This is a genomic window from Frigoribacterium sp. SL97, from assembly GCF_026625765.1.
Lineage (GTDB): Bacteria > Actinomycetota > Actinomycetes > Actinomycetales > Microbacteriaceae > Frigoribacterium.
Window position 1 is genome coordinate 470,530 of sequence record NZ_CP113062.1, and the last position, 23,984, is coordinate 494,513.

Consider the following 23,984-nt stretch of genomic DNA (forward strand, 5'->3'; position numbering starts at 1 on the left):
CGCGCCTGGCAGTCCGAGTTCGGCCTGGCCCGTGACGTCACCGGCCTCGTCGTCCAGCGCAACGTGCTCCGCTACCGTCCGCACCCCGTCACGCTGCGACTTTCCGCGGGGGCCGATCCGACGGCTCTCGTCCGGCTCGTCGCCGCCGGGGCACGGGCGGGGTCGACCCTGACCATCAGTTCGGCCGTGCCGCTGCCGGCGGGTCTCGTGCACCTGTGGCGCGCCTCCTCGTCGCCGGTGCGGGTGCGAGACGTCGTCGTCGAGAGCGACGAGGCGTTCGTCGCGCGGGCGGCCGCGGGGGCGCTGCAGGGCCCCACGGCCGAGGTGGCCGGCCCGGACGTGCTCGACCTGCTGGCCGAGGCCGCCGGGGGCGAGCGGGCCTCCACCGAGGAGGCGCGGGTCGACGACTCGAGACCGGCTCCGTCACCCGAGGCGGTCGCGGCCTACCGCGGCCTGCGCATCCGGACGATCGGCGGAGATCCTGCCGCGCTGGCCCGGGCCCTGCGGGGAAGCCCCGACGTCACGATCTCGTCGGGCGAGGTGACCGAGGAGGGGCGGATCGAACTGCTGACGTTCCTGCGAGAGCAGTCGGTCTCGCTGACGGCACACCGGTACGGACGCCTCGACCCCACGCTGGCCGACCTGCGACTCTGACCGGCCTGCGGGTCGGACCGATCTGCGGGTCGGGCCGACCTGCGGCATCGAGCTGCGAGTCGGGACGGCCCGCGACACAAACCGACCTGCGAGCCGCCCGACCTGAGCCTCCGACCGCAGGGCCGTGCCTCAGGCCGAGCGGCGGCTGATGAGCTTCGAGAGCACGATCGCGCTGCGGGTGTGGTCGACGTTCGGGGCGTTGCGCACGCGTTCGAGGGCCTCCTCGAGCGACGGGATGTCGCGGCTGCGCATGTGGACGATGGCGTCGGCGCTGCCGGTCACCGTGCCGGCGTCGACGACCTCGGGCACCGTTCCGAGGATGCGCTGCAGTTCTTGGGGCGAGACGGTGCCACGGCAGAACAGCTCGACGTAGGCCTCGGTGCCGAGCCCGTCGACGGCGGGGTCGACCTGGACGGTGAACCCCTTGATGACCCCGTCGGCGACGAGGCGGTCGACGCGGCGCTTCACCGCCGAGGCGCTGAGGCCGACCGAGGCGCCGATGTCGCCGTACCCTGCGCGGGCGTTCTGGCGCAGGAGGTCGATGATGCCGTAGTCGAGATTGTCCACAACGACATCATACGCCGGAATGCTGCACCAGAGCTGACAAATACGCAAGAAAAGTGCGTGAGAGCTCGGCCTCGTGCGCGCCCACGATGTGACACTGATCCGGTGAGCCTGACGATCGAACCCACCGACCTGCCCGATGCGACCGCCGTGGGGGCCTCGTCCCGCGTGGCCAGCCACCGCACCATCTTGATGTGTCGGCCCGAGCACTTCACCGTCAGCTACAAGATCAACCCGTGGATGGACCCCACCACGCCGACCGACACCTCGCTGGCGCTGGCCCAGTGGCAGACCCTCTACGACACCTACGTCGGCCTGGGGTTCGACGTCGAGCTTATCGACCCCGAACCGGGTCTGCCGGACATGGTCTACGCGGCCAACGGCGGCTTCGTCCTCGACGGCGTCGCCTACGGCGCGCGCTTCACCTACCCCGAGCGCCAGGCCGAGGGCCCGGCCTACATGCGGTGGTTCGCCTCGGCGGGCTTCGAGGTCGCCGAGCCCTCCGAGACCAACGAGGGCGAAGGGGACTTCCTGCTGGTCGGCGACGTCATCCTGGCCGGCACGGGCTTCCGCAGCGACTCGAGCTCGCACGACGAGATCGGTCGCGTCTTCGGGCGCGAGGTCGTCAGCCTCACCCTGGTGAACCCGAGCTTCTACCACCTCGACACCGCCATCGCCGTGCTCGACCCCGAGCCGGTGGACGGCCGCCACACCATCGCGTACCTCGAGAGCGCGTTCGACGACGCGTCGCTCGCGATCCTGCGGCAGCGCTTCCCCGACGCGATCCTCGTCAGCGAGGAGGACGCCGCCATCCTCGGCCTGAACTCGTACTCGGACGGCCACAACGTCGTGATCGCCGCCCGGGCGACCGGCTTCGAGCGTCAGCTGCGCGAGCGCGGCTACAACCCGATCGGCGTCGACCTCTCCGAGCTGCTGCTCGGCGGCGGCGGCGTCAAGTGCTGCACCCTCGAGCTGCGTCGCTGAGGGTCGAGCCTGACCACCAGGCCTGACCGTCGAGCCTGACCACCAGGCCTGGCCGTCAGGCCGGCGGTCGCGCGAAGAGGTAGACGACGCTCCGACCGGTGCGGTGCTCCTGTCGGATCTCGTACCCCTGGTCGCGGAGCTGCCGCAGGTCGGCCTCGCTGAGGACGTCGACGGAGAGCCGCGCGATCCAGAGGCGGTCGACCGACGACAGCCGGTCGGCCAGTTCGACGGCGTCGTCCTCGTCGTCGAGACGCAGGGTGACGTCCGAGTACGAGCCCGAGGGCAGGCCCGAGCGGACGTAGGCCACGTCGTCGAGCTCGGCGAATCGATCCGGGTAGGCGTACATCGCCTGGCGGGGTCGCGTCGACACGGTGCCGGTCGCGTCGAGCAGGAACGCGTCGCCCGGGCGCGCCTGGCTCTCGATGTAGCTCGAGAGCTGCGAGAGGTCGCTGCCGCCGCCCTTGCCGGTCGGCAGTCGCTGCAGCACGTACGTCGGCACCGAGGCCGCCACCAGCAGGGCGACGAGGGCGATGCTGATCCAGCGCCGTCGGAAGCCGGTGACGGCCACGGCCAGCAGCAGGCACATGCCGGGTGCCGAGAAGGTCACCAGCCTCGACGTGTACACGGGCGACAGCACGAGCCCCAATGCGAGCAGCAGTCCAGCGGGCAGCGCGACCCAGAGCGCGCCGAGCAAGACCACGCTGCCGGGCGTCCGCGAGCGGTCGCGGAGACGGGTGCCGAGCAGGATGAGCAGGACCGCCGAGACCACGGCGAAGGCCAGGCCCGTGACGAACCACGGTTCGACCAGGACCGTCCACCAGGTGACGTCGGCCCCCGTCGACGGATCGGCCACCCCCAGGAGGCGCGAGCGCTCGGCGAGGACCGTCCCGATGACCGGCGAGGTCACGAACAACGCCGCCCCGGTCGAGACGGACCAGCCGAGGAGGCGGTGGCGGGCTCCGCGACGCCGGCGCTGTGCCGGCGCCAGCAGCAGGAACACGCCGTGCACCACGATGATCAGGCCGAGGGGGACGAAGGTCGCGATCGACCCGGCGAGGACCGCGCCGTACCCGATCCACCAGCGTCGGCGGTGACGCCGGGAGGCCACGAGCAGCAGCACGGTCACCCAGACGGCCAGGGCGACCGACAGGGCGTAGGGCCGGGCCTCGGCGGCCTCGAGCGTGAAGCGGGGCAGCACCGCGAAGACCGCGGCGGCCAGCAGCGCGGTGCGACGGGTCGTCAGCATCCGCGTCAGGACGAGCACCCCGGCCGCCCCGGCCCCGACGAAGACGGCCGACGGGAACCTCGTGGCCACCTCGGCCTCGCCGAAGGCGCCGACCCAGAAGTGCATGAAGAGGTAGTAGACCGTGTGCACCGCGTCGCGCTGGTGCACGAACGCCAGCAACTCGCCGAGGGGGAGGCGCGCCACCTGCAGCGTCGTCGCCTCGTCGCTCCAGTACGAGGGCACCCAGCTGAACGCGGCCCCGAGCAGCAGTGCCGCGAGTCCGGCGACGAGCGGGTCGAGCCAGCGGCTGCGGAGGGAGACGACCGCGGGGTCGTGGCCGATGCTCACGAGACGGTCCCACCAACGGCCATGCCGCGGTGCCCACCACCGGCCATGCCGTTAAACGAGTCAGGCCCCGCCTGAGCGGGGCCTTCTGTGGCTGGACACGGCATCGATCCGTGGACCTTTCGATTTTCAGTCGAACGCTCTACCAACTGAGCTACCCAGCCGTGAGGGCCCGAAGCCCCCAGGCGATGAACTCGCCTTGGCGACCCTGACCGGACTTGAACCGGCGACCTCCGCCGTGACAGGGCGGCGCGCTAACCAACTGCGCTACAGGGCCAAACTTGCTGCTGTGACACAGCGTACTCGATGTTCTGTTGTGATTGGTGCAGGTGCTGCCTCGGTGCTGTCTTGCAGTGGTGCTGGTGACCCCAACGGGATTCGAACCCGTGCTGCCGCCGTGAAAGGGCGGTGTCCTAGGCCACTAAACGATGGGGCCGTGTCCGAGGACGTCATAGCAACCGATCACAGAGCATACGGATGATCGCGGGGAAAAGCAAAACGAGGGTGACGGCGGGTGCTGCGCGCGCCTCCTCGTCCCCTGTCGTGGTCGGGCGACACGCTCGCCACTCCGTCTCGGCTGCCCCGCGTTCACCGACTCGACGGCTAGTTTCAAGTCGTTCTTGAGAGTTCGGGGTCGACCGCCGGTCGACCGCCCGGCGGCGTCGCGTCCGCGGCGCTGTACGGGACCGGGCGTCGGCGATACCGTGTCCTGCACGGCGACCCCGGCGCGACCGGCCGGGCTCGATGCCGTCACGACGAATCGGAACCACTCGATGACCTCCACCCGCCGCACCGGGCGCCCGCGCCTCGTGAGCCTCACCTCGGGCCCGCTCGCTCCGTCGTCGCGCCTGGCCCGCATCGTCGTGACCGTGGCGGCCGCGTCCCTGCTGCTCACCGCCGGCGTCGTCGGACTGCCCGCGTCGTCGGCCACGGCCGCGTCCTACCCGTCGTGGGAGGACGTCCAGAAGGCTCGCGGCGACGAGACCGCGAAGCAGGCCGAGATCACCAACCTCGAGGGCATCCTCACCCAGATGCAGGCCGACCTCGACGCCGCCAACACCGAGGCCGAGAAGCGCGGTGACGAGCTGCAGAAGGCCCAGTCCGCCTACGACGACGCCCAGTACAAGACCGCCCAGCTGCAGTCGCAGGCCGACTCCGCCGACCAGGTGGCCGCGGCCAGCGAGGAGCGGGCGGGTCAACTCGCCGCGCAGCTCGGTCGCTCCGGTGGCACCAACGGCGTCAGCGGCACCCTGATCGCCGACCCGGGTGAGGCCGGGCAGCTGCTCTACAAGCTCGGTGCGATGAGCAAGCTCACCGAGCAGGCCGACGGCATCTACGCGCAGGCCACGCAGGACCGCAACACCGCACAGGGGCTCAGCGACCAGGCCGCCGTGGCCGAGGCCGCCCTCGCCGTGCTGGCCGACGAGGCACAGCAGGCCCTCGCCGACGCGAACGACGCCGCCCAGGCCGCGAGCGACGCCCTCGCCGCACAGCAGGAGAACCAGGCGCGGCTCCAGGCCCAGCTCGAGACCCTGAAGACCAACGTCGACCACACCGAGGCCGAGTACCAGAAGGGCGTCGAGGAGTCACGTGCCGCCGCGGCCGCCGCGGCGGCGGCGACCAACGGCACGGCCCTCGGGGTCGTCTCGCCCCAGGGCTGGACGCGCCCCGCCGGCGGCAACATCTCGAGCGGCTTCGGCATGCGCGTCAACCCCGTGACGCACGCGTACATCCTTCACGCCGGCACCGACCTCGCCGCAGGCTGCAACACGCCCATCTACGCCGCCACCGCGGGCGTCGTCAGCTACGCCGGCTGGTACGGCGGCTACGGCAACTTCGTGCTGATCGACCACGGCAACGGCGTCACGACCGGGTACGGCCACCAGCCGAACGGCGGCATCATGGTCAGCGTCGGGCAGGCGGTCGGCACCGGCCAGCAGATCGGGCACGTCGGCTCGACCGGCAACTCGACCGGCTGCCACCTGCACTTCGAGACCCGCGTCGGCGGCGTCGCGCAGAACCCCCAGCCGTTCATGGCGGACCGCGGCATCCGCCTCTAGGCGCCGTCCCCGCACCCCGGTACGACGAAGGGCCCGACACCACGTGGTGTCGGGCCCTTCGTCGTACCGGGGTGCGGAGAGGTCAGTGCCCCTCGTCGGCCAGCTTCGTGATGCCGGCCTCGACGATGGCCTCGGCCTCGGCGGCGTCGCCCCAGCCCTCGGTCTTGACCCACTTGCCGGGCTCGAGGTCTTTGTAGTGCTCGAAGAAGTGCTCGATCTCCTTGCGGAGGTACTCGGGCACGTCGGTGACGTCCTGGATGTGCTCCCAGCGCGGGTCCTTCGCGGGGACGGCGATGACCTTGGCGTCGCTGCCGCCGTCGTCGGTCATGTTGAAGACGCCGACAGGGCGCACCTTGACCCCGACGCCCGGGAAGAGCGGGTAGTCGAGCAGCACGAGCACGTCGACGGGGTCGCCGTCGAGGCCGAGCGTGTTCTCGAAGAAGCCGTAGTCGGTCGGGTAGACGAACCCGGTGAACAGGACGCGGTCGAGGTAGACGCGACCGGTCTCGTGGTCGACCTCGTACTTGTTGCGGCTGCCTTTGGGGATCTCGATCACGGCGTCGTACGCGGCCATGGGTGTGCTCCTTGCGATGCGTCGTTGGGGGGTCCGACCCGACGGGTCGGCGGTGTCGCTAACGTTACAAGATGCCCGACAGACCCCGCCTGACCCCCGCGACGGCCGACGTCCGACGAGCCGTGCGCGCCTCCTTGTCCGGTCACGACGAGGGCGACCTCGTGCTCGTGGCCCTCAGCGGCGGGCCCGACTCCCTCGCGCTCGCCGCGGGGCTCGCGTTCGAGGCGCCGCGTGCGGGATTGCGCGCCGGGGCGGTCGTCGTCGACCACGACCTGCAGGGCGACTCGCGCACCGTCGCGGCGCGCGCGGCCGAGCAGGCTCGCGGCCTCGGACTCGACCCCGTCGTCGTCGTCCGGGTCTCGGTGGGCACCGAGGGCGGTCCCGAGGCGGCGGCCCGCACGGCCCGCTACGACGCGCTGTCGTCCGTCGCCGCCGAGCAGGGTGCCCGCACCGTGCTGCTCGGCCACACCCGCGACGACCAGGCCGAGACGGTGCTGCTCGGCCTCACCCGGGGCAGCGGTGCGACGAGCCTGAGCGGCATGGAGGCGCGCTCGGGCCTGTACGCCCGCCCCCTGTTGGTCGTCGGTCGCTCGACCACGGCGGCGGCCTGCACCGACGCCGGCCTCGAGGCCTGGGCCGATCCGCACAACGACGACCCGACCTTCACGCGGGTGCGACTGCGGCGGACCGTCCTGCCGATGCTCGAGCGCGAGCTGGGCCCGGGCATCACCGAGGCGCTCGCGCGGACGGCGGACGCGCTGCGCGAGGACTCGTCCGCCCTCGACCACTTCGCCGACGAACTGGCCGAGGAGCTGGCCGACCACGCCGAGGCGGGCATCTCGCTCAACGTCCGGGGGCTCGCCGCGAACCCGGCGGCCCTGCGTCAGCGACTGATCCGGCTCGCGGTGCAGAGCGAGTTCGGCGTCTCGCTGAGCCGCGTCCAGACCCTCGAGGTCGCCCGGCTGGTGACCGACTGGCACGGGCAGGGGGCGGTGTCGCTGCCGGGCATTACAGTGGAACGCACCGGAGGCGCGCTGCACTTCTCGGCGACCGGCGCCTCCTGAGATCCCCCTCGGCACCCCACGACCCCAGGAGCACGACACCACCATTGGAACTCAGCGACATCGAGGCCGACCTGACCAGCGTGCTCTACACCGAAGAGCAGATCCACGCCAAGATCGCCGAGGTCGCCCGGCAGGTCGAGGCCGACTACGCCGGCCGCGAGCCGCTGCTGGTGGGCGTCCTCAAGGGCGCGGTCATGGTCATGGCCGACTTCTCGCGCGAGCTCAAGCTGGCCTCGGCGATGGACTGGATGGCCGTCTCGTCGTACGGCTCCGGCACCAAGTCGTCGGGCGTCGTGCGCATCCTCAAAGACCTCGACAGCGACCTGCACGGCCGCGACGTCATCATCGTCGAGGACATCATCGACTCGGGCCTCACGCTGTCGTGGCTGCTCGAGAACCTGCAGAAGCGCGGCGCGGCGTCGGTCGAGATCTTCGCGCTCTTCCGCAAGCCGGCCGCCGCCAAGGTCGCCGTCGACGTCAAGTACGTCGGCTTCGAGATCCCGAACGACTTCGTCATCGGCTACGGCCTCGACTACGACGAGAAGTACCGCAACCTCCGCGGTGTCGGGGTGCTCGCCCCGCACGTCTACAGCTAGCGGTCCGCTCCCGGGCGGGGCCGATCAAGCCCTCGGCGAACACCCATCCAGGGCATAGCAGCCCCGATGTACCCTTTTGCTCACGTTCTTCCTGCAGAAAGGTGTCGGGCGTCGCCCGTACTGACATGGACTTCAAGAAACTCTTCCGCGGTCCGATCATCTACATCGTGATCGCGGTCATCGGCATCGGCATCGGGTGGAGCCTCATCAGCGGGGCGGGCACGACGCAGATCTCGACCCAGAAGGGCCTCGAGGCGATCCAGGCCGACAAGGTCAAGTCGGCGACGATCTTCAGCAACGAGCAGCGCGTCGACCTCGTCCTGAAGGACGGCGACAAGGCCGAGCAGTTCTACTACGCGACGCCGCGTGGCTCCGAGGTCGTCGACGCCGTCACCGACGCGAACCTCGAGAACTTCGACGACACCGTCACGCAGACCAGCTGGTTCATGTCGCTGCTCAGCATCCTGCTGCCGTTCTTGATCATCGGCGTCATCTTCTGGTTCTTGCTCTCGTCCATGCAGGGCGGCGGCAGCAAGGTCATGCAGTTCGGCAAGTCCAAGGCCAAGCTCGCCTCGAAAGAGACCCCGCAGGTCATGTTCACCGACGTCGCCGGGGCCGACGAGGCCATCGAAGAGCTCGAAGAGATCAAGGAGTTCCTGAAGGAGCCCGCCAAGTTCCAGGCCGTCGGCGCCCGCATCCCGAAGGGCGTGCTGCTCTACGGCCCTCCCGGCACCGGCAAGACCCTGCTCGCCCGCGCCGTCGCCGGCGAGGCCGGCGTCCCCTTCTTCTCGATCTCGGGGTCCGACTTCGTCGAGATGTTCGTCGGCGTCGGCGCCAGCCGCGTCCGCGACCTCTTCGAGCAGGCCAAGCAGAACAGCCCGGCGATCATCTTCGTCGACGAGATCGACGCCGTCGGTCGTCACCGCGGCGCCGGCATCGGCGGCGGCAACGACGAGCGCGAGCAGACCCTCAACCAGCTGCTGGTCGAGATGGACGGCTTCGACGTCAAGACCAACGTCATCCTGATCGCGGCGACCAACCGCCCCGACGTGCTCGACCCGGCCCTGCTGCGCCCCGGCCGCTTCGACCGCCAGATCGGCGTCGACGCTCCGGGTCTCGACGGCCGCAGGCAGATCCTCGAGGTGCACGGCAAGGGCAAGCCCCTCGCCGCCTCGGTCAACCTCGAGGTGCTGGCCCGCAAGACCCCCGGGTTCACGGGTGCCGACCTGGCCAACGTCCTCAACGAGGCCGCCCTGCTCACCGCCCGTTCCAACGCGCAGCTGATCGACAACCGTGCCCTCGACGAGGCGGTCGACCGCGTCATGGCCGGCCCGCAGCGCCGCAGCCGCATCATGAACGACCACGAGAAGCTCATCACCGCGTACCACGAGGGTGGCCACGCCCTCGCCGCCGCGGCCATGCGCCACACCGACCCCGTGACCAAGATCACGATCCTGCCCCGCGGTCGGGCCCTGGGCTACACGATGGTCCTGCCCCTCGAGGACAAGTACTCGGTCACCCGCAACGAGCTGCTCGACCAGCTCACGTACGCCATGGGCGGCCGTGTCGCCGAAGAGCTGGTCTTCCACGACCCGACCACCGGTGCCTCGAACGACATCGAGAAGGCCACGGCGACCGCCCGCAAGATGGTCACCGAGTACGGCATGAGCAACAAGGTGGGCTCGGTCAAGCTCGGCCAGGCCTCCGGCGAGATGATGATGGGCCGCGACGGAAGCTCGCGCGACTACTCGGAGAACATCGCCGAGACGGTCGACGCCGAGGTCCGCGTGCTGCTTGAGCAGGCGCACGACGAGGCGTGGGAGGTCATCAACGACAACCGCGACGTGCTCGACTTCCTCGCCCGCGAGTTGCTCGAGAAAGAGACCCTCGACCACGACGAGCTCGCGGAGATCTTCAAGGACGTCCGCAAGCTGCCCGAGCGCCCGCAGTGGCTCTCGAGCGACAAGCGTCCGGTGTCCGACCGCCCGGCGATCCCGATGCCGACGAAGTCGCCCGTCGACGCCGAAGCCGTCGACGGGGGCGTCGACTCCGAGCCGACGACCAAGCCGGCCCGCACGCGCCCACCCCGCACGACGCCCGGCATCGCCACGGCCTGACGCACGATCGGCCCGACCGGCTGCGCCCAGGCGCAGCCGGTCGATAGCCTGAGGGCTCGTCCCGAGCACCGAACGGAGGTACCGCTTCGTGACCGACCCGTCTCGCGGCACCCCCGCCACGTCCGGTGACGACGGACGTCCGCCCGCTGCGGCTCACGAGGGCGGCGCCGTGCCGTCGAAGCGACCTCGCGGTCGGGAGCGCTACCCGGCCGACGTCGTCGTGGACGCGCCCCCGGCCTCCGCCCGGGCAGCCGCCGACGAGCTCGCCGTGGGCCCGATCACGCAAGGACGTCTCGTCCTGGCGCAGAACGAGACCGCGGCCGTCCGTCCCCCGGCCCAGCTGCCGCCCGTCACGCACACGCCGGCGACCACGTCCGCGACGAGCCTCCCCGCCGAGGCGCCGGTCCCCGCGGTCCGCTCCGGACGTCGGCTGGTGGCCGGCGGTCGGTTCGAGGGGCCGCTGCACGAGCGGTCGTTCGACGACGCCGACGCCGTGCTCGAGGCCCGGCCACGACCCGATCGGCAGCGCGCCGGCTCGCACGCGGCACCGGCGGTGCGTGACCGGGTCGCGACCGGCCCGGGGTCGCACGCCGCGCCTCCTGCACCGGTTCTCCGCCGGTCGCGCGACCGATCCGGTGCTCGCCGGCCCGGCCCGCAGGTGATGGGCGTGCTCAACGTGACGCCCGACTCGTTCAGCGACGGCGGTCGTCACCTCGACCTGGACGCCGCCCTGGCCCATGCCCGCGCCCTCGTCGCGCAGGGGGCCGACATCGTCGACGTCGGCGGCGAATCGACCCGGCCCGGTGCCTCTCGGGTCGAGCCCGCGGACGAGCTGCGCCGGGTGCTGCCGGTCGTGCGAGAACTCGCGGCCGAGGGGGTGCGCGTCAGCATCGACACGATGAACGCGTCGACCGCCGCCGCCGCGCTCGAGGCCGGTGCCGAGATCGTCAACGACGTGTCGGGGGGCCTCGCCGACGTCGACATGGCCCGGGTCGCCGCCGAGAGCGGCCGCACCTTCGTGGTCATGCACTGGCGAGGTCGACTCGACGGCTCGGGCCAGGCGCCCGCCGCCGCGTCACGCGACTACGACGGTGACGTCGTCGGCACCGTCGCCGACGAGCTCGCCGCGCGGGTCGACGACCTCGTGGCCCGCGGCGTCGACCCGTCCGCGATCGTGCTCGACCCCGGGCTGGGGTTCTCCAAGGACGCCACCCAGAACTGGCAGCTGCTCGCCCACCTCGACGTGGTCGGCCGGCTCGGCCTGCCCGTGCTCGTCGCCGCGTCGCGCAAGCGGTTCCTGGCCGACCTCCTGCCCGAGGGGGCGCCGCCCACCGACCGCGACCCCGCGACCGCCGTGATCAGCGTGCTGGCGGCCCAGGCCGACGTCTGGGGCGTGCGCGTCCACGACGTCGCCGGCACCCGCGTCGCCCTCGACGTGCTGCAGGCCTGGACCGAGGCCGCGGTGGCTCCCCGCCGACCGGCGAGGCACGCGTGACCGGCGTCGAGAGCGGGCCCGACGGCCTGCCCGCGCGCGAGCCCGAGTCGGTCCCCGAGCACGAGACGGTCGGCGGGCCCGTGCCGGTCCTCCGCGCGACCGGCCTCGACGTGCTGCGCCTCAGCGGGGTCCGGGCGACCGGCCACCACGGCGTCTTCGACCACGAGCGCCGCGACGGGCAGGAGTTCGTCGTCGACGTCGTCGTGCACCTCGACACCTCCCCGGCGGCGTCCGGGGACGACCTCGGCGAGACCGTGCACTACGGCGTCCTGGCCGAAGAACTCGTGGCCGCCGTCGAGCGCGACCCGGTCGACCTGATCGAGACCCTCGCCGAGCGCCTCGCCGGCGTCGTGCTCGCGCACCGTGCGGCGGTATCCACCGAGGTGACCGTGCACAAGCCGGGCGCCCCGATCACCGTGCCCTTCGGCGACGTGTCGATCACCATCAGCCGGGAGCGCGCGTGAGCGGCCCGAGCACGTTCGGCCCGAGGACGGGTGGCTCGAGCGCGGGTGCGCCGGGCACGGGCGCGCCGAGCACGGCCGCGACGAGCAGGGCCGCGACGAGCAGGGCCGCGACGAGCAGGGCCGCGACGAGTGCGGCCGCGACGAGCACGGCCGCGCCGCGCGTCCGGCGTGCGGTGATCGCCCTCGGCTCGAACCTCGGCGACCGCGACACCCTGCTGCGCGAGGCCGTCCGGGCCGTCGACGCGACCCCCGGCATCACGGTCGTCGCGGCCTCCGCGCCCGTGTCGTCGACCGCCGTCACGCTCGACGGCCTCGATCCGGGCAAGCCGACCTACCTCAACGCCGTGCTGCTCGCCGACGTCACGCTCGACGACGACGCCCTGCTCGACGCGCTGCAGGCGATCGAGGCCACGCACGGGCGCACCCGCGAGGTGCGCTGGGGCGACCGGACCCTCGACCTCGACGTCGTCGCCCTCGACGACGAGCGCATCGACACCGAGCGCCTGCAGGTGCCGCACCCCCGCGCCGCCGAGCGCGCGTTCGTGCTCGAGCCCTGGCTCGAGCTGGACCCGGAGGCGCGGCTCGCCGGAGCCGGGCGGGTCGCCGACCTGGCGTCCCGGCTCACCGAGCGCACCCGTCCCGTGCCGGGAGCGACCTCGCTGCTCGACCCCGCGCCCGAGCCTCCGTTGCTCGACCCCGCGTCCGACCACGGGTCCGCGCACGACCCGACCACCGACCCCAGCCCAGGAGCCCCGTGAAGCACACCCGCCCCTCCACCCTGGTCGGCCTGATCATCGTGGCCGTGGCCGCCGGCTTCGTCCTCGACTCGGTGTTGGTCGCCATGCGTCAGCCCTCGATCGTGCTGCCCTTCGCGCTGGGCCTCGTGCTGCTCGGCATCGGCGGCGTCGTCGTCTCGATGGCCGTGCCCGTGCACCGGGTCGCGACCGGGTCGAGCAAGGAACGCGTCGACCCCTACTACGCGACCCGCGTGCTGCTGCTGGCCAAGGCGAGCAGCCTGGCCGGTGCCCTGTTCGGCGGCTTCGCCGGGGGAGTCCTGCTGTTCGTCCTGTCCCGTGGCGTGGGGGTCGCTGTAGGCTCGCTCGTGCCCGCGATCGTCGCCGTCGTCGGCGGTGCGGGGCTGATGGTGGCCGGCATCGTCGCCGAGCGCATGTGCACCGTCCCGCCCGCCGACGACGAGCACGGCCAGGGCTCGGGCACACAGGCGGTCTGACCGCCTACGGTCCCACCACCACCACCGCCGACCGACCGCTGCCGACCGGAAGAGACGCCGACATGGACCGACTCGACATCCCCGACGCCGAGTGGAACCGCGTCTCGCCCAAGTACGTCTGGCCCGAGCTGATCGGCTACCTCGTCACCGGCCTGATCGTGGCCGGTGCCACCGTCCCGCTCTGGCTGATCGGCCAGTGGTGGACCTACGCGATCACCGCCGTCGTGGTGGTCGTCACCGTCGTGGTCGCCGCCCTGACCCCCCGTCGCGTCCGGGCGATCGGCTACCAGCTGCGCGAGGACGACCTGCTGCTGCGCAAGGGCATCCTGTACCTGCGCGTCGTGGCCGTGCCCTACGGGCGCATGCAGCTCATCGACATCAACCGGGGCCCGGTCGTCCGGGCGCTCGGCCTCAGCGACCTGAAGTTCGTCACCGCGGCCGCGGCGTCGGCCGTGACGATCCCGGGCGTCCCCGCCGACGAGGCCGAGCGGCTGCGCGACCGCCTCGTCGAGCTGGCCGAATCGCGTCGGGCCGGCCTGTGAGCGACCCCCGCACCGGGGCGGACGGCGGCGGGGGCCGACCCGCGCCTCCGGACGTCGCCGCGCTCACCGACGGCGAGTGGCACCGCCTGCACCCGGCCACCCCGCTGCTCAAGGGCGGCATCGCCCTGGCCGCGGTGCTCGTCATCCTGTTCAACAACGCGCGCGAGTACGTGGTCGAACTGTTCGTGCCCGGCGGTCGGCGGGGTGACGAGGGCGACCCGTTCGGGTACGTCGTCGACAAGGGCTGGCTGGGCCTGCTGCTGCTCGCCGTGGTCGTGGTGATCGCCCTGTTCGTGGGCGGGTTCTGGTTGTCGTGGCGCATGCACACCTTCCGGGTGGGCGAGGACGTCGTCGAGGTCCGCAGCGGCATCGTGTTCCGCACGAACCGGCGGGCGCGGCTCGACCGCATCCAGGGCATCAACATCCAGCGTCCCCTGCTGGCCCGCGTCTTCGGCGCCGCCAAGCTCGAGGTCACCCAGGCCGGGCAGGACGCCAACGTCACCCTCGCCTACCTGCGGTCGGCGTCGGCGGACGACCTGCGCCGCGAGATCCTGCGGCGCGCGGGCGGGGCGCAGCAGACGCACGCCCCGGCCCCGAGCGCGCCCGGTGCACCGGTCGATGCGCGAGGCGCGAGCACGGGCGATGCGACCGACCCGGCCGCCGTCGCCGGGACCTCGACCCCCGGTCGGACCGGCGCCCCCGCCCCGCACCGGCAGGGCTTCGGCGGTCTGGTCGAGCAGCGCGCCCACGAGTTCCTCGCACCCGAGCTCGACCCCGACGAGGCACCGCCCCGGTCGGTCGTGGCCCTCTCGCCCGGTCGCCTCATCGGTTCGACCGTCCTGAGCGGTTACACGCTGTTCCTCCTGGCGGCCGTCGTGGCGATCGTGATCAGCGTGGTCACGACGGGCGAATGGTTCCTGCTCTTCGTGCTGCTGCCGGCCGTGCTCGGCTCGGGCGGGTTCTACGTCAACCGCATCACGAAGTCGCTGCGCTACACGATCGCCGGCACGCGCGACGGGGTCCGCATCGGCTACGGCCTCTTCTCGACCTCGAACGAGACGCTGCCGCCCGGCCGCATCCACTCGATCAAGGTCAGCCAACCGCTGCTCTGGCGCCCGTTCGGCTGGTGGGACGTCAAGATCAACCGCGCCTCGCGTTCGAGCACGAAGGGTGCCGCCGGGCAGGAGAACACGACGATCCTGCCGGTCGGCGACGAGGACGACGTCCGCCGCGTCCTCGAACTCGTCCTGCCCGAGCTGGTCGGCGTGGCCGCGGTCGGCGTCGCCGCCGAGGAGGCGCGGGCCGGGTCGCCCGCACCGGCCGACGCCCCCGAGGCGGTCGCCTCCGCGGCGGTCCCGGTGGCCGACGGCTCCGCGACCGGCGAGGCCGCGCCTCCTGCCGTCCGCGACGCCGTCGAGGCGACGACCGAGCACACCCTGTCGCTCGTCGAGGGCGGGCTGAGGTCGAGCGGTACGGACGGCGGTTTCACCGTGTCTCCGCGCCGGGCCGCCGTGCTGCGGTGGTTCTCGTGGCGGCGCAACGGGTTCCGCTCGGCGCCGGGTGCGCTGTTGCTGCGCAAGGGCGCGATCTGGCGCCAGCTCGTCATCGTGCCGCTGCCCCGGGTGCAGAGCGTCGGCCTGGTGCAGGGTCCGTTGCGCCGCCGGCTCCGCCTCGCGACCGTGCACCTGCACACGGTCCAGGGGCCGATCGTCGCCGAGATCGGCGCGCTCGACCAGGACGACGCCCTCGGCTTCTTCACGACCGCCGGTCGCGAGGCCGTCGCCGCCGCCCACGCCGACCGCACCCACCGCTGGAGCGAGGAGACCCCGTGACCGACCCGTCGACCGGCGGCCCCTCCCTCGGCGGCTCGTCCCTCGGTGGCCCACGCGACGCACCGCGCGACCCCCGGCCGACCGCGCGCGGCTCCGACCGGCGCAGCGGCCGTCTCGGCGTCGGCATCGTCGGCGCCGGCCGGGTCGGACCCGTGCTCGGTGCCGCGCTCGCCGCCGCCGGTCACGCGATCGTCGGCATCTCGGCCGTGTCCGAGCGCAGCCGCGACCGGGCCGAGGCGATCCTGCCGGGCGTGCCCGTGCTGACCGTGCCCGAGATCGTCGAGCGCAGCGAGCTCGTCCTGCTCGCCGTCCCCGACGACCAGCTGGCCGACCTCGTACAGGGCCTGGCCGCGACCGGCACCTGGCAGCCCGGCCAGCTCGTCGTGCACACCTCGCCCCGGCACGGGCTCGAGGTGCTGCGGCCCGCCCTCTCGTCGGGGGCGATCCCGCTGGCGATCCACCCGGCCCTCGCCTTCACGGGCACGACCATCGACCTCGTCCGGCTGCGCGACGCCTGGTGCGCCGTCACCGCGCCGACCCCCGTCCAGCCGATCGGCCAGGCGCTCGTCGTCGAGATGGGAGCCGAGCCCGTCATCGTGGCCGAGGCCGACCGGGCGCGCTACGCCGAGGCCATCGCGACGGCCACGGAGTTCTCGGCCGCGATCGTCGCGCAGTCGGTCGGACTGCTGACCGAGCTGGGCCTGCCCGAGCCGGGCCGGCTGCTCGCGCCGCTGATGCGGTCGGCCATGGACGCCGCCCTCGGCGAGGCCGGGGGCGCGGCCGGCCCCGGTACCATCGACATGGCCTCGTTCGACGACGGCCCCACCGCGTTCGGTGACCCGCGCGCCTGACCAGGCCCGCGCCTCCCGCCCCCTCCACCACCCCAGGAGCACCTGACACATGACCGCCGCGCCCGACCCGACCACCACCCCCGACGACGAGGCGGCCACCGCCGCGCGCGAGGCGTCGGAGCAGAAGCAGGTGCGGCTCGACAAGCGCGCCCGCCTGCTCGAGGCCGGCGTCGAGGCGTACCCGGTCGGCGTGCCGATCACCGACACGATCGGTGCGGTCCGCGCCCGGTACGCCGAGCTCGAGACCGACAGCCGCTCGGGTGACGTCGTCGGGCTGGCCGGTCGCGTCGTGCACGCCCGCAACACGGGCAAGCTCTGCTTCGCCGCGCTCCAGGCGGGCGACGGCAGCCGCATCCAGGCCATGGTCTCGCTCGCCGAGGTCGGCGAGCAGCGCCTCGCCGACTGGAAAGAGCTCGTCGACCTGGGCGACCACGTCTTCGTGAAGGGCGAGGTCATCTCGTCCCGTCGCGGCGAGCTGTCGATCATGGTCGGCGAGTGGTCGATCGCGGCCAAGGCGATCCTGCCGCTGCCGAACCTGCACTCCGAGCTCAGCGAGGAGACGCGCGTGCGTCAGCGCTACCTCGACCTGATCGTGCGCGACCAGGCCCGCGCCACCGTCCGCGCCCGGGCCGCCGCGGTCTCGTCGCTGCGCCGCACCTTCGACTCGTACGAGTACCTCGAGGTCGAGACGCCCATGCTGCAGACCATGCACGGCGGCGCCGCGGCCCGACCGTTCCAGACGCACAGCAACGCCTTCGACACCGAGCTGTACCTGCGCATCGCGCCCGAGCTGTTCCTCAAGAGGGCCGTCGTCGGCGGCATCGACCGCGTCTTCGAGATCAACCGCAACTTCCGCAACGAGGGCGCCGACTCGACGCACTCGCCCGAGTTCGCGATGGTCGAGGCGTACCAGGCCTACGGCGACTACGACCAGATGGCCCGCCTCACGCAAGAGCTCGTGCAGAACGCCGCCATGGCCGTCTCCGGCTCGCACCTCGTCACCCTCGCCGACGGCACCGAGTACGACCTCGGCGGCGAGTGGGCCCGCGTGCCGATGTACGAGTCGCTCAGCGAGGCCGCCGGAGTCGAGATCACGCCGTCGACCACCGTCGCCGACCTGCAGGCGCTCGCCGCCACCGTCGACCTGGTCGTGCCGCACGAGACCCACGGCAAGCTCGTCGAAGAGCTCTGGGAGCACTTCGTCAAGCCGTCGCTCGACCGCCCGACCTTCGTGGTCGACTTCCCGGTCGACACGAGCCCGCTCGTCCGCCAGCACCGCTCGAAGCCCGGCGTCGTCGAGAAGTGGGACCTCTACGTCCGCGGCTTCGAGCTCGCCACCGCGTACTCCGAGCTGGTCGACCCCGTGATCCAGCGCGAGCGCTTCGTCGAGCAGGCCGCCCTCTCGGCCCGCGGCGACGCCGAGGCCATGCGCCTCGACGACGACTTCCTCACCGCGCTCGAGCACGGCATGCCGCCGAGCGGCGGCATGGGCATGGGCATCGACCGCCTCCTGATGGCGATCACGGGCCTCGGCATCCGCGAGACGATCCTCTTCCCGCTGGTCAAGTAGGGCCCGCGCCCGCGCCCGCGCACGCGTTCGCGCGGGGGCGCGGACGCTCGCGCGTCGGGTGCAGGAGGCGCGGTGCCGGTCGGGCACCGCGCCTCCGTCGTCTCGGCGTCGAGAGGTGCACGTGGTTTTCCCCGGGAGGGCGACGTACCCTGGTCGGGTGCCTGAGTCCCTTGCCGGAGCCATCGTCTTCTCCGTGACGCCCACCATCCTCGTGGGCCTCATCTTCTGGTTCATCGTCCGGGCACTGCTGCGCTCCGACCGCACCGAGCGGGCCGCCTACGCCAAGGTCGAGGCCGAAGAGCGCGCCCGGGCCGAGGCGCAAGAGCGCGCCGAGTCGCGTGAGCTGTCCGGCCGCGCCGGCGCGACCGGTACCTCGGGCCTGTCCGACCGGTCGGACCTGTCCGACCGATCGGGCCGCCGCACGGTCTAGTCCGGCCTCTCCCGCCACCGGGTGGGTCGCCGAGGGGTGCGCCGGTGACGGGCGCGCCGGTGACGCGGGCGTCCTCAGGTCACGGCACCGCGCCTCCTGGGCTCGCGGTGCCGTTCGTCGTACCGCGACAGATCGGCCGCCGAGTTTCCGGTGAGCGACCTGGGAATGTGTACCCCCGGCGTGATAGCGACCGCCTATACCCGTTCCGGGCTGCTGTCAAACGTCGTTCGCCTTCGTACCCCGTCGGCGTCGAAACTCTGGACGTGCGCTCGGAGTAGTCCCGTCAGGGCCTGCACCAGCTTTTTTCCGCACGCCCCCGCACGCCAGACTCGAAGTACGCCGACGAGCTTCACGAACTAATCGACGCGACACCAGGTCAGTACTCGAGCAGGGAGAGAACGATGACGACCACTTCCGTCACCACGCGCAACACCACCACAGCCACCGACGACACCGAGGTCGAGGTCCTGTCGCAGGTCCGAGGGGCCTCCACCGACCAGGTCGGCGACTACCTCCGCCACATCGGCCGCATGCCGCTGCTCGACGCAGCGGAAGAGACCGAGATCGCCCGCCGCATCGAGGTCGGCCTGTTCGCCGGCGAGAAGCTCAAAGAGCTGCAGGCGGCCGACGCGGTCAAGAAGAACCGCACCAAGGCCCACGCCGAGATGCTCCGCGACCTCCGCTGGCTGCAGCACGACGGCGAGCGTGCGAAGGACCGCATGATCACCGCGAACCTCCGCCTCGTCGTCAGCATCGCCAAGCGCTACACGCAGCGCGGCCTGCCCTTCATGGACGTCATCCAGGAGGGCAACCTCGGCCTCGTCCGTGCCGTCGAGAAGTTCGACTACACGCAGGGCTACAAGTTCTCGACCTACGCCACGTGGTGGATCCGTCAGGCCATCGCCCGCGGCCTCGCCGACAAGGCGCGCGCCATCCGCATCCCGGTGCACACGGTCGAGCGCATCAACCGCATCTCGCGGGCCGAGCGTGACCTGACCGTCGACCTGGGCCGTGCGCCCACCGTCGACGAGGTGGCCGAAGAGGTCGCCATGGACGTCGCCGACCTCATCGAGCTGAAGTCCCGTTCGCACGAGCCGGTGTCGATCCACACCGTCGTCGGCGATGCCGAAGACAGCGAACTGGGCGACTTCATCGAGGACGAAGAGACCCCGTCGCCCACGCAGGCCACCGAGAGCTCGCTGCTCAACCGCGACATGCACGCCCTCGTGGCGACGCTGCCCGAAGACGAGGCGCGCGTCATCCGCATGCGCTTCGGCCTCGACGACGACCAGCCGATGACCCTCGACGAGATCTCGAAGCGCGTCCACTCGTCGCGCCAGGCCGTCTCGCGCGTCGAGAGCCGTGCCCGTCTCCGCATGTTCGCGAAGGCCGTCAGCCAGGACCTCCAGCTCTACCTGCAGTAGGTCGTTTGCGGTCACGCCGCACGCTGCACCACGCGAGGGCCGTCGCCCGGGTCACCCCGGGCGGCGGCCCTTCGTCGTGTCCGGGGGTCGCGTCGTGTCTCGTGCCGTGCCGTGGCGCCCCGCACCGAGCCTCCTCGGAGCCGCGAGTGGGCAGAACATGCTCTTCGGGGTTCGCCGAGCAGCATCTTCTGCCCACTCGTCGCCGATAGGTCTCGTCAGCCGGAGGCCTCTTCCGCCGAGTGGGCAGAAGGTGCTCTTCGGGGGTCGTTGAGGAGCATCTTCTGCCCACTCGGGCGGGGGGTCGTCTGGTCCCCAGAACCGATGTACTCACGACTGTCCCCAGGCGACGACATCAGGAGGCGCGGGCCGCGTCCCGGCGGTCAGTCTCGACGGGTGCCGCGCATCGTCGTCCCCCTTCCGCTTGCCGATCGCCCCTTCGCCGTCGACGAGGCCCGCCGTGCCGGTCTCGGCATCGGGCGACTCCGAGGGCCGGATCTCGCGGCTCCGCACCGCGGTGTGCGGTACGTCGTCGACGGGCACCCCGATCCCGACGACGTCCCGCGCGACCTCGCGGTCAGGGCCCGCGACGTGCTGCCCGTCATGCTCGACGACTGGCGGTTCTCCCGCGTGACGGCTCTGGGCCTGTGGGGTCTCCCCGTGCCGTGGTGGGTCCGCGACGGCAGAGAACCACTCCACGTCACCGCGATCGAGGGGCGCGGCCCGCGACGGCCTGGTGTCGCCACGCATCGGGCAGGGGCGGCCGCCTCTCGGGCCGACCCGACGGACCGTCGTGCAGGACTCGGTCCGTCCGACCGGCCCCCGATGTCGCGGGTCGACGGTCTGCCGGTCGACGAGCCGGTGACGGCGTGGGTGGAGTGCGGGTCGCTGCTGTCGCTCACCGACCTCGTCCGGGCCGGAGATACGTTGGCCGGCTGCTGGTCCCCCCACGTGGCGGCTCGGGGACGACCGGTCGCGCAACTCGAGCGTGCGCTCCACGACGCCCGGGGTCGGCGTGGCGTCGCCCGTGTCCGAGAGGCCTTCGAAATGGTCCGCCCCGGGGTCGAGTCGCCGAAGGAGACCGAGCTCCGCCTGCTCCTGAACCGGGCGGGGCTCCCGGAGCCCGAGATCAACGTGCGCACGTTCGACGACCGTGGGCGCTACCTCGGCAAGCCCGACCTCCGGTACGCGTGGTGCGGGGTGGCCGTCGAGTACGAGGGTGACGAGCACCGCCGCGACCCCAGGCGATTCCGACAGGACATCCTGCGCCGCGAGAGGTTCGCCGACGCCGGTTGGCGCACCGTCCGGTGCACGGACGACGATCTCCGCGGCCGCCGGGCCGACGAACTCGTCGCCCGCGTGCGTCGCCTGCTGTCGTGACTCGGCCGAGTGGGCAGAAGATGCGCTTCGTTTCCGTCCGAAGAGCATCTTCTGCCCACTCGACCGGCAGGGGATCGAGAGAAACGACCGTCGACAGGGGAGGCGCGGGGCGGTACCGTGAGCGGACCAGGGCCACGAGGTGGCCGGGCCACGAGACACTCCACGAGAGGGGTGATGAGCATGACTGCCGTCAACGCATGCCACGCGTACCCCACTCACCCCGAGACCCTCCGCCCGTAGCGACAGCCGCGCGAGGCTCGTCGCGCCCGCCGGGCCGGTCTCACGCCTCCCCTGGAGCACCGCTTGACCTTCTCCGACGATTTCGTCGTCCCCACCTTCTCCACCGTCGACCCCGACTCCGACGCCGACCAGCGCTGGTCCACCTGGCCGGCCGCCACCCCCACCGAACGCGGACCCCGGCCCTGGCCCGCCTGGGTCGTGACCTCCGCGGCCGCGATCGACACCGAGCTCGGCGTCGTCAAGACCGGCAAGGAGGCCGACGTCCACCTGATCGACCGAGCCGTGCCGACGGACGTCGTGCTGGGCGCCGGTGACGGAGCCCGCGCCTCCTTGCTGGCCGCGAAGCGGTACCGCGGGCCCGAGCAGAGCGACTTCCACCGTTCGTCGGAGTACCGGGAGGGCCGACGGGTCCGCAACACCCGCGACGGCCGCGCGATGGCTCGCGGCTCGGCGCACGGCCGCCGCGTGCAGGCCGGGCTCTGGGCCGCGGCCGAGTTCGACGCGCTCTGCCGCATGCACTCCCTCGGCGTCGCCGTGCCGTACCCGGTGCAGATCAGCGGCACCGAGATCCTGATGGAGTTCATCGGGCACGGGGTCGAAGCCGCCCCACGCCTCGCCCAGGTCAAGGACGACGGCGCCACCCTCTGGCCGTTGTTCGAGCAGGTGCACGAGATCGTGATCGGCTTCGCCCGGGCCGGCTTCGCGCACGGGGACCTCTCGCCGTACAACCTGCTCGTGCACGACGGGCGCGTGGTCGCCATCGACGTGCCCCAGCTGGTCGACGTCGCGAGCAACCCGACCGGCGTCGAGCTGCTCGAACGCGACTGCCGCAACGTCTGCGCCTGGTTCGCCCGGCGCGGGTTCGTCCGCGACCCCGAGCAGGTCTTCGCCGAGGCGCTGGGCGAGGTGTACTAGGCCGGGGCCGGGCCGGGGCCGGGGCCGGGCCGGGCTGGGCGGCCGAGCCGGGGCCGGGCCGCACGACGGCGGCAGGCGAGCGTGTTCGTGGGACTCGGGCGTCCGCGACCTCCCGCCGTGGCCGAACCCGCCCGGGTCCGCGGCAGTTGCCCCGGCCGCACGACGGCGGCAGAGCGCAGGAGGCGCGGCGCGCGATCACCGCGCACCGCGCCTCCTGAAGGCGACCGCGCCCGAGGCTGATGCCCTGGGCAGCGGCCGCGTCAGTGCAGGGGGCTGATGCCGGTGACGGCGGTGTCGTCGTCGTGGGCGACGCCGGCGAGGCCGCCGGCGCGTTCGGCTCGCTCGCGGAAGCGGGCCCGGACGTCGGTGGGGACGAGCTCGAGCAGCTGGTCCTCACGCAACGGCAGGTCGAGCAGGCTGAGCTTCAGGCGGCCCTTGCGACCGTGTCGGTCGACGTCCAGCCGGATGACCTGGCCGGCGTCGCGCCGCAGCACGAGCCTGATGACGCAGCCCTCGCTGACGTCGGCGACCACGCGACCGTCGACCTCGAGCGCGGCCGAGTGCGTGCCGTCGCCGATCTCGAAGCGCAATTTCTCTCGCGGGCCGAGGACGACCGAGCGGTCGATGCCCGACATCGGTGCCACCGGGGTGACCACGACGGCCGCGATCGCGGGGGACAGGATCGGCCCGCCCGCGGCGTAGTTGTAGGCGGTCGACCCGGCGGGGGTCGCCGCGACGATCGCGTCGGCCTTGTAGTAGCCGTAGGGCGTCTCGTCGAGGACGAGGTCGGCCGAGACGACGCCCTCACCCGGACGGCGGGCCACCGAGACGTCGTTGAAGGCCAGGTAGGTGTTCTCGAAGCCGGATGCCGAGTGCGTGACCTCGAGGGCGTGGTGCGCCTCGAGCGAGAACTGCTTCTGGCCGACGCGGTCGAGCGCCTCGGGCAGTTCGTGCGGCTCGACCTCGACCAGGAAGCCCACGTTGCCGTAGTTGACGCCCAGTACGGGCACGGGACGCTCGGCGACGAGCCGCATGGCGCCGAGCATCGTGCCGTCGCCGCCGAGGGCCACCACGACGGTGACGCGCTCGCGGAAGGTGCGCTCGTCGACCAGCTCGACGCCGTCGCCGACCCGTGCCGCGTCGGAGGTCATGGCGACGAGGTGCGCCTGTGAGCGGGTCGTCCAGCCGCGGATGATCTCGACGCTGTCGAGCACCGACTTCGTGGGGTGCGGAACGAGGCCGACCGTGAACTTGCCCATGGACGCGAGGCTAGCCGCCACCCCTGTCAGCGCGCCCCGTCAGCCCGCCTGCGCACTGCTCTATGCCCCCAGCGAACAGGGGCAGATTAAGCCGCGGGGCCTGGTTACTCTCTCTGTAAACCGGTGCCGAACCCTGCGGGCGCCAGATGCACATTCGGTGGCGACAACCAC

22 protein-coding genes and 3 tRNA genes are annotated in these 23,984 nt (G+C 72.3%); 17 read left to right on the top strand and 8 right to left on the bottom strand.

Annotated features, from left to right (window positions below; genetic code table 11):
- Positions 1-783 precede the first annotated feature (783 nt).
- Positions 784-1,221: an Lrp/AsnC family transcriptional regulator gene (locus tag OVA02_RS02330; protein WP_043593232.1), complete on the bottom strand. Its 438-nt coding sequence runs from the start codon at positions 1,219-1,221 to the stop codon at positions 784-786.
- Between the two features lie 102 nt (positions 1,222-1,323).
- On the opposite strand from OVA02_RS02330, the gene ddaH reads away from it, so the two are divergent.
- Positions 1,324-2,202, top strand: a complete 879-nt coding sequence (gene ddaH / locus OVA02_RS02335) for a dimethylargininase (RefSeq protein ID WP_402752532.1) — start codon at positions 1,324-1,326, stop codon at positions 2,200-2,202.
- A 55-nt stretch (positions 2,203-2,257) separates the two neighbouring features.
- Here ddaH and OVA02_RS02340 read toward each other — a convergent pair whose 3' ends face one another.
- From OVA02_RS02340 to OVA02_RS02355, 4 genes are all read right to left on the bottom strand, one after another.
- Positions 2,258-3,775: a glycosyltransferase family 39 protein gene (locus tag OVA02_RS02340; RefSeq protein WP_056044092.1), complete on the bottom strand. Its 1,518-nt coding sequence runs from the start codon at positions 3,773-3,775 to the stop codon at positions 2,258-2,260.
- Between the two features lie 88 nt (positions 3,776-3,863).
- Positions 3,864-3,936: transfer RNA gene (locus OVA02_RS02345), tRNA-Phe, on the bottom strand.
- Positions 3,937-3,972: 36 nt separating this feature from the next.
- Positions 3,973-4,049: transfer RNA gene (locus OVA02_RS02350), tRNA-Asp, on the bottom strand.
- Positions 4,050-4,132: 83 nt separating this feature from the next.
- Positions 4,133-4,208 (bottom strand) — tRNA-Glu (locus OVA02_RS02355).
- Positions 4,209-4,545: 337 nt separating this feature from the next.
- Here OVA02_RS02355 and OVA02_RS02360 point away from each other — a divergent pair.
- Complete coding sequence (locus OVA02_RS02360) at positions 4,546-5,832, top strand: M23 family metallopeptidase (protein ID WP_056044090.1); 1,287 nt, start codon at positions 4,546-4,548, stop codon at positions 5,830-5,832.
- An 82-nt stretch (positions 5,833-5,914) separates the two neighbouring features.
- Here the strand turns inward: OVA02_RS02360 and ppa are convergent, their stop codons facing one another.
- Complete coding sequence (ppa, locus tag OVA02_RS02365; RefSeq protein WP_043593233.1) at positions 5,915-6,406, bottom strand: inorganic diphosphatase; 492 nt, start codon at positions 6,404-6,406, stop codon at positions 5,915-5,917.
- Positions 6,407-6,477: 71 nt separating this feature from the next.
- Between ppa and tilS the strand changes: the two genes are divergently transcribed.
- The 5 genes from tilS to folB all read left to right on the top strand — a co-directional run bounded on the left by tilS (position 6,478) and on the right by folB (position 12,142).
- Entirely contained in the window at positions 6,478-7,470 is a 993-nt protein-coding gene (gene tilS, locus OVA02_RS02370; protein WP_267659148.1) for a tRNA lysidine(34) synthetase TilS, read from the top strand.
- A gap of 44 nt (positions 7,471-7,514) precedes the next feature.
- The gene (hpt, locus tag OVA02_RS02375; RefSeq protein WP_056044086.1) at positions 7,515-8,066 is read left to right on the top strand and encodes a hypoxanthine phosphoribosyltransferase; all 552 of its coding nucleotides are present in this window, start codon (positions 7,515-7,517) and stop codon (positions 8,064-8,066) included.
- 125 nt (positions 8,067-8,191) lie between these two features.
- Positions 8,192-10,183 carry an ATP-dependent zinc metalloprotease FtsH gene (gene ftsH, locus OVA02_RS02380; protein WP_056044084.1) on the top strand — a complete coding sequence of 664 codons (1,992 nt, stop codon included), beginning with the start codon at positions 8,192-8,194 and terminating at the stop codon, positions 10,181-10,183.
- A gap of 661 nt (positions 10,184-10,844) precedes the next feature.
- Complete coding sequence (gene folP, locus OVA02_RS02385; protein ID WP_056044577.1) at positions 10,845-11,678, top strand: dihydropteroate synthase; 834 nt, start codon at positions 10,845-10,847, stop codon at positions 11,676-11,678.
- The gene (gene folB, locus OVA02_RS02390; protein ID WP_235452321.1) at positions 11,675-12,142 is read left to right on the top strand and encodes a dihydroneopterin aldolase; all 468 of its coding nucleotides are present in this window, start codon (positions 11,675-11,677) and stop codon (positions 12,140-12,142) included. The genes folP and folB overlap by 4 nt, the downstream gene beginning before the upstream one ends.
- On the opposite strand, the gene OVA02_RS02395 is transcribed toward folB, so the two are convergent.
- Positions 12,123-12,290 carry a hypothetical protein gene (locus tag OVA02_RS02395; protein ID WP_267659149.1) on the bottom strand — a complete coding sequence of 56 codons (168 nt, stop codon included), beginning with the start codon at positions 12,288-12,290 and terminating at the stop codon, positions 12,123-12,125. The two genes, folB and OVA02_RS02395, sit on opposite strands and share 20 nt — an antisense overlap.
- 25 nt (positions 12,291-12,315) lie before the next feature.
- Here OVA02_RS02395 and folK point away from each other — a divergent pair, with 25 nt between their 5' ends.
- The 10 genes from folK (at position 12,316) to OVA02_RS02445 (ending at position 22,554) form a co-directional block, all read left to right on the top strand.
- Positions 12,316-12,900, top strand: a complete 585-nt coding sequence (gene folK, locus OVA02_RS02400) for a 2-amino-4-hydroxy-6-hydroxymethyldihydropteridine diphosphokinase (protein WP_267659150.1) — start codon at positions 12,316-12,318, stop codon at positions 12,898-12,900.
- Complete coding sequence (locus OVA02_RS02405; protein ID WP_267659151.1) at positions 12,897-13,373, top strand: DUF3180 domain-containing protein; 477 nt, start codon at positions 12,897-12,899, stop codon at positions 13,371-13,373. Before folK ends, OVA02_RS02405 begins: the two co-directional genes overlap by 4 nt.
- Before the next feature lie 62 nt (positions 13,374-13,435).
- Positions 13,436-13,915, top strand: a complete 480-nt coding sequence (locus OVA02_RS02410) for a PH domain-containing protein (protein WP_056044081.1) — start codon at positions 13,436-13,438, stop codon at positions 13,913-13,915.
- Positions 13,912-15,747, top strand: coding sequence for a PH domain-containing protein (locus OVA02_RS02415; RefSeq protein ID WP_267659152.1), 1,836 nt, complete (start codon positions 13,912-13,914; stop codon positions 15,745-15,747). Before OVA02_RS02410 ends, OVA02_RS02415 begins: the two co-directional genes overlap by 4 nt.
- On the top strand, positions 15,744-16,598 hold the full coding sequence (locus OVA02_RS02420) for a Rossmann-like and DUF2520 domain-containing protein (protein ID WP_267659153.1): 855 nt from the start codon (positions 15,744-15,746) through the stop codon (positions 16,596-16,598). The genes OVA02_RS02415 and OVA02_RS02420 overlap by 4 nt, the downstream gene beginning before the upstream one ends.
- 49 nt (positions 16,599-16,647) lie before the next feature.
- Positions 16,648-18,168, top strand: coding sequence for a lysine--tRNA ligase (gene lysS, locus OVA02_RS02425; RefSeq protein WP_056044078.1), 1,521 nt, complete (start codon positions 16,648-16,650; stop codon positions 18,166-18,168).
- Between the two features lie 157 nt (positions 18,169-18,325).
- Positions 18,326-18,598, top strand: a complete 273-nt coding sequence (locus OVA02_RS02430; RefSeq protein ID WP_267659725.1) for a hypothetical protein — start codon at positions 18,326-18,328, stop codon at positions 18,596-18,598.
- Between the two features lie 401 nt (positions 18,599-18,999).
- Positions 19,000-20,022 (top strand): sigma-70 family RNA polymerase sigma factor, encoded by a 1,023-nt coding sequence (locus OVA02_RS02435; RefSeq protein WP_056044073.1) that lies wholly within the window; start codon positions 19,000-19,002, stop codon positions 20,020-20,022.
- Positions 20,023-20,415: 393 nt separating this feature from the next.
- A complete protein-coding gene (locus tag OVA02_RS02440; protein ID WP_267659154.1) occupies positions 20,416-21,399 on the top strand; it encodes a hypothetical protein in 984 nt (327 codons plus the stop codon).
- Between the two features lie 303 nt (positions 21,400-21,702).
- Positions 21,703-22,554 (top strand): serine protein kinase RIO, encoded by an 852-nt coding sequence (locus OVA02_RS02445; protein ID WP_267659155.1) that lies wholly within the window; start codon positions 21,703-21,705, stop codon positions 22,552-22,554.
- Positions 22,555-22,814: 260 nt separating this feature from the next.
- Here OVA02_RS02445 and OVA02_RS02450 read toward each other — a convergent pair whose 3' ends face one another.
- On the bottom strand, positions 22,815-23,813 hold the full coding sequence (locus OVA02_RS02450) for an NAD(+)/NADH kinase (RefSeq protein ID WP_267659156.1): 999 nt from the start codon (positions 23,811-23,813) through the stop codon (positions 22,815-22,817).
- Between the last annotated feature and the right edge of the window lie 171 nt (positions 23,814-23,984).